3 protein-coding genes are annotated in these 6,195 nt (G+C 43.2%); 1 reads left to right on the plus strand and 2 read right to left on the minus strand.

From position 1 onward, the window contains the following. Positions 1 to 125: 125 nt before the first annotated feature. Entirely contained in the window at positions 126 to 1,376 is a 1,251-nt protein-coding gene (locus tag K4039_RS26275) for a hypothetical protein (RefSeq protein ID WP_265239444.1), read from the minus strand. 478 nt (positions 1,377 to 1,854) lie between these two features. Between K4039_RS26275 and K4039_RS26280 the strand changes: the two genes are divergently transcribed. Continuing rightward, the gene (locus tag K4039_RS26280; protein WP_265239445.1) at positions 1,855 to 5,307 is read left to right on the plus strand and encodes an AAA-like domain-containing protein; all 3,453 of its coding nucleotides are present in this window, start codon (positions 1,855 to 1,857) and stop codon (positions 5,305 to 5,307) included. Positions 5,308 to 5,569: 262 nt separating this feature from the next. Here K4039_RS26280 and K4039_RS26285 read toward each other — a convergent pair whose 3' ends face one another. Continuing rightward, the gene (locus K4039_RS26285) at positions 5,570 to 6,103 is read right to left on the minus strand and encodes a helix-turn-helix transcriptional regulator (RefSeq protein ID WP_265239446.1); all 534 of its coding nucleotides are present in this window, start codon (positions 6,101 to 6,103) and stop codon (positions 5,570 to 5,572) included. Positions 6,104 to 6,195: the final 92 nt, after the last annotated feature.

Consider the following 6,195-nt stretch of genomic DNA (forward strand, 5'->3'; position numbering starts at 1 on the left):
GGGCTCTCCGGCCCATCCCACAATTTTTTTTTCTTGTGGGATGGGCCGGAGAGCCCGTCCTAGTTATTTTTGCAATCTTGTCTATTGCAACATACCACCATATTCAATAAACAAGCAAAGCCTCATTAACCCTCATATATAGTAATTTCTACTCCAGAAACGGTATACGTCATTTCTATAAATTGGCTCACGTCCACTAATTCTTTCATTGTGGAGCTCAGATATAACTTTCCAAATTGCCCTTTGTCTTGAGCCATCTTAGAAGCAATGTTCACTGGGTTACCAGCAATGTCTTTACCACCAAAAGACAAATCAAAAACCAAAACCGGACCCGCGTCCATACCAATACGGGAGGCGACACCTTGTGCAGCTAGCTCTTGACGAAATGCTTGAGCAAAACTGAGGGCTGTTATGGCTTCGTCAAAAACATAAATTCCTAGGGGACCGACTACCTTAATTTCTATACCCTTGCTTTGCTCTAGAAGGCGCAGACCCACATCTTTTAACCTAGCGGAAACAGACAAGTTCGTAAACATAGCAACATCATGCGCTTCCGCTTCTGTAGTTTCTCGCTCAATTAAGACAACCACTTTGTTGACCAAGTATTTATCTGCCAACTGCTTACCAAACTCGGTGTCAGTCAGTCGGTTTTCATAATCGACGAGATCGGCATAAAAAGTTTCGGAGTAGGGAATAGGATATTTCATATCCCCTGGTTGCACATCAGATAAACTTGGTCCATCTGTCACCCGAAAAATATGACCAATTTTTGTTGGTACTTCGGTTTTTTTAACAATAGTAAAGTTGTGGTCGGATGGTAATAGCTCATAAATGCTTTCACTAATAACTATTTCACCACCTTCAGTCTTATTCTCAGCAATCTCTTCGATGATATCGGCTTCTAATCCATATAAACCACCGTTAATGTCGTAAAACTCGCCTAAGTGTGCGCCCATACCAATTTTTATTTGGCAACGTTTACTGATTTCACGTTGGATTGTCAGCAGTGCGGACAAAAGAGTTTCCGGACGAACTGATTCTAGGTAAAACATTTGAGTATTGTCAGCAGCCCAAATACCGACTCCCTTTCCACCAATGGCGCTGCCAAAGCTGTAGACAACTTCTTTGGGCTGGTTAAGGATTGCTAAAATTTCCAACAAGCCTTTTTGCTTAGTCAGCTTGGTTAGTCCAGCAGAGTCAGAAGATACGCTATAACCTTTGACTTTATAAGACTCTAGTAACTGCAAGGCGACTTCTTGGGTTTGCTCGCTCTCCACCCATTGTTTAATGAGTCTCAGTGGCAAAGAACCAATGATGTCTTGGGTAATGTCAAATAGGGCTGGAGAGTATTGATTTATGTCAGTTTTGTTAGTCATGTTTTAAGACCTATTTTTAGTCGAAACTTCAGTAATAAGCGAACCGAATTCTAGATCGTGTAAGCAAGTAGTCAATGCCCTGTTTGCATTGACAGTAAAAATCAAGGTACTTGGAAAATACATTAATCCTTATTTCCTAAAAAGGCAAGTAGGAAAAGTAGGAAGATTTCTCAGGACGACTATATGAAGCAACTCGACCCGCTCTATCAGTTGCCCAAACTGCTTTTGATTGATACCAACCCGTATCCCCGTGTCATCACCACCAACAGGTTGCGACCACACCCAAGAAAGTAAAATAGGAAAAGCAGGAGAAATATATCTACTTTGCCTGCGATCGCAGAATCTCTGATATAATTAGCTGACTAATTCCCCGCAAAGTTGCGTTAATGAAAGCGAGCAGAGGTTGATTGGTACAAACTGTAAACCTAGCCCCCGACAGCCATGCAAGTTTTCGGACAAGTCTAAAAATCATTTTTTTATGCCCCAAGATAGCTATCAACTCGGCGGCACTTTAACCATTGATGCACCTAGTTACGTACAGCGACAAGCCGACTCGCAACTGTATGAAGCCCTGAAGCAAGGAGAGTTCTGCTATGTCCTCAACTCCCGGCAAATGGGCAAATCCTCACTGCTGGTACGAACCAAGCATCGCCTTGAGAAAGACGGCTTTCACTGCGCTGCCGTCGATTTGAGTGTGGTAGGGAGCGAACAAATTACTCCACTGCAATGGTACAAGGGATTCGTCGGTGACTTATGGCGACAGTTGGGGCTACTGGAAACCTTGAACCTGAAAACTTGGTGGCAAGAACGCAACGATCTTGGTTTACTGCAACGGCTGCGATGGTTTATTGAGGAATTGCTAGTGCAGTTTCCCCAACAACAGTTGTTTATTTTTGTCGATGAAATTGACAGTCTGCTGGGGCTTAACTTTTCGATTGATGACTTTTTTGCCTTAATTCGCTTCTGCTATAACCAACGGGCAATCAATCCAGAATATGAACGCATTACCTTTGCGATTTTTGGGGTAGCAACTCCCTCGGATCTCATTCGAGACAGAACAAAGACACCATTTAATATTGGGCAGGCTATCGAACTAAAAGGGTTTGAGTGGGAGGAAGTGACTCCCTTAATTCAAGGCTTGGAAAACACGGTGGAACAGCCTGCATCGGTTGTGAAGGCGATTTTAAACTGGACGGCTGGACAACCGTTTCTGACTCAGAAGTTGTGTCATTTAGTCGTGCAATTGAGTCAGGGGACAATGGAACACGGCGGCAAGATGAGTATTCCACCAGGTACGGAATCGTTCTGGATTGAGAACTTGGTCAAAACTCGCATCATTGAGCGTTGGGAATCACAGGATGAACCGGAACACCTGAGAACTATTCGCGATCGCATTGAACGTAACGGTCAGCGGGCTGGTAGAATTCTAGGCATTTATCAAAAAGTTTTGCAAGCAATTGAAATAAAAAGTGATGATAGTCGAGAACAGATTGAATTGTTACTCAGTGGCTTAGTGGTTAGACACGAGGGAATATTAAAGGTAAAAAATCGCATCTATCAACAAGTATTTAATCTTCAATGGGTTGAAAGAAGATTAGCGGACTTGCGTCCTTACTCCCAGGTGTTTGATGCTTGGGTAGCTTCAGGGCAAAAAGATGAATCGCGATTGTTGCGGGGACAAGCGCTCAAAGATGCCCAACTTTGGGCGCAGGGTAAAAGTTTGAGTGATTTGGATTATTTATTTTTTAATGCCTCTCAAGAAGTAGATCGAAAAGAAGTGGAATTGCGCTTAGAGGCAGAACGTGTTAAAGAAGTAGAAGCCAGACTTGTGCAAGAACAAAAAGCTGTGAGAATTCAACAAGTCTTGCTCAATGCGAACATGGCCGCCTTACAACAATCTAGACTCAGTGAGATTAAGGCGATCGCCAGTGCCTCTGAAGCCCTCTCTGCCTCAGATCAAGGTTTAGAAGCATTAGTTCAAGCAATTAAAGCCAAGCAAAAGTTACAACAATTAGGTGAAGTTGAACCCGAATTAGAGCAAAAAATTGATAACGCCCTGCGACAGGCGGTTTATGGCACAACAGAATGTAATCATTTTGCGGGACACACTGCCGATATTTGGAGTGTTGATATCAGTCCTGATAGTAACCTGATTGTTTCAACAGGAATTGATGGCGCGCTCAAACTTTGGCAACGAGACGGCACTCTACTTAAAACCTTGCAAAATGAGTCTGTGGTAGTTTGGTCAGTTAAATTCAGTACCGACGGTCAAAGGATAGTTTCTGCACATAATGATGGCAGTGTAAAAGTGTGGCGACTGGATGAATATACACCCCAAATTATAGCCAAATATTCTACAACAACTCGCGTTGTCAACTTCAACGTTGATGGTCAAATCGTTGCTTCAGGACACGATGATGGTGTGGTAAATTTATGGAGTCTGGATGGTGCTTTGCTCGGCTCATTCAAACATCCAAACCAAGCTGCGGCTATTATTTTTGTTCCTGACAGTCAACTGATAATTACACAAGCAGAGAACGTCATTTACCTCTGGCAGGAGAACGGTACACTGCTCAATAAATGGGTGGCACACCAAGCTGGTATCAGCACATTGGTTCTCAGTCCTAACGGACAAATTATCGCTTCTGCCAGTCAAGATACTACTACTAAACTGTGGGATATTGATGGTACGCTCATAACAACTTTAGTAGGACATAGTTCAGCAGTATGGGGTATTGCCTTTAGTCCTGACGGGAAAACTATCGTGACTGTCAGTGGAGATAAAACTGTCAAAATTTGGAGTGTTGAGGGAATAGAACTGAGTACCCTCAAAGCACATCGTTCAACAGTGCGAACAATTGCCTACAGCCCAGACGGGAGTTATTTTATTTCTGCTGGCGCGGATCGCATCATCCGGATGTGGCAACCTACTCATTCCCTCAAAACTACTGTAAATGCTCACAGTGCGGCAATTTTCGGCGTTGCGATTAGTCCAGATAGTTCCACTATCGCGACTGCCAGCTTGGATTACACTGTCAAACTTTGGCAGCGCGATGGCACATTGCTGAAAACCTTGCAACATGAGGCATCAATGTTTAGTGTTGCTTTTAGTCCTGTTGGCGCTAGCCTGCCGTCAGGCATTGGAGAAATCTTAGCAACGGGAAGCAACGATAGTATTGTTAGACTCTGGCAGCGTGGGGGTAGAAACTGGGACAAAGCTGAACTTCTAAAAATACTGCCAGCAGAAGGAGGATTAGCGTTTAGCCTTTCCTTTAGTCCTGATGGCAATCTGATTGCTTCTGGTTATGGGGATGGTAAGGTGAAACTTTGGACGACCGATGGCACATTACACAATACTCTAACTGGACAACAGGAAATGGCTCAATGTATTGCCTTTAGTCCTGACGGTCAGTTCATCGCCTCCAGCGGTAATTCAAACGAAATTAAAGTGTGGCATCGAGATGGTAGATTGCTTGCGACTCTCGCCGAACATAATGCAATTGTTATGGGTGTTGCTTTTAGTCCTGATAGTCAGTTACTTGCCTCCTGTAGTGGTGATAGCACGATTAAGTTGTGGCAATATAATTCTACAGATGGAGTTGATCGCCAATCGAATCAAACGTTTGTAGCTCATAATGGTGTAGTGTCTAACATTGCTTGGAGTAGCGACAGTACATTTTTTGCTTCCTCTGGAATGGACACAACTGTTAAACTCTGGAGTCGAGAAGGGCAGTTGATTACTACTCTACTCGGTCATAGTGGTTCAGTTTGGAATCTGGCGATCGCACCTGATGGCAGTTTTTTAGTTTCTGTTGGTGAAGATAACACTCTCGTTGTCTGGAATTTACCGCGCATACTCAATCTTGACCTGCTGGAGTATGGCTGTAACTGGGTACGAGATTATCTGCGGACTAATGCAGAGGTGGAATAGGGCGACAGGCAACGGCTCTTCCATAGTCGTTAGTCGCGACATATTCCGGATTGTTGGGAGAAATAATTACTCGGATTAAATGCAGAACATCTTATTTACTCACTATACTTAGTATATCTGGCTTGTGTTATTTAATTGTTATTTCTAAGTGCGATCGGGAGAGTGGTAAGTTTATTTATGGTCGGAAGTTTATAGAAACAGAAATTAGAGTGCGATCGTTCTCTCAAAAACTGCTGCAACCGCCCTCTACAATAACTAATGACTATCTTTCGACTTCCTGAGCTTTAACTTCTAACTGCTTTCGCTGTCGTTCCACCAACTCAGCCAGAGAACTTTTCCTCCCTTCCATCTCCTGAAAATCCACCACAAAACTAGCTGTTTTGAGTTCAACCGCTAAGGCTTCAGTAATATCGATAATTTCCACCCAACTCGCACATTGATAATCTGAGTCTTCGTATTGCTTAATTCTATTTTCTTCCAGCCCCAGTCTATCCGCAAGTTCTTTTTGAGTCATTTTCGCAGCAATTCGAGCTTTAATTAAGACTCTTGGCAGTTCTAAAATCGAATCTACTTCAATTTTGAGGTCTTGAGTGCGATCGCACCCCACCAATCTTTCATACTCAGCTATTTCTGCCCTAAAAGTATCCAGATGACTTTGGATAGATTCACGCATCACTAACCACCAAGGATCGTTCTTTTTCACCTCTTCATCTTGGGCGTCATACTGGGCTAGCGTAGATTCACATCTTTTCGCTAACTCTTGGGTATACTCATATTGCTTTTCGTTTCTAATCATGGCGACCACTTTACTAAATAGGGCTTGCTGAAAAAGGCTAAAACCTTTACGGCAAAAGACGTTGGCTCGTTTCAATCCTCAAAAAGTGCAAG

This window comes from Lyngbya sp. CCAP 1446/10 (assembly GCF_026130175.1).
In the GTDB taxonomy this organism is placed as follows: Bacteria; Cyanobacteriota; Cyanobacteriia; order Cyanobacteriales; family Microcoleaceae; genus Microcoleus.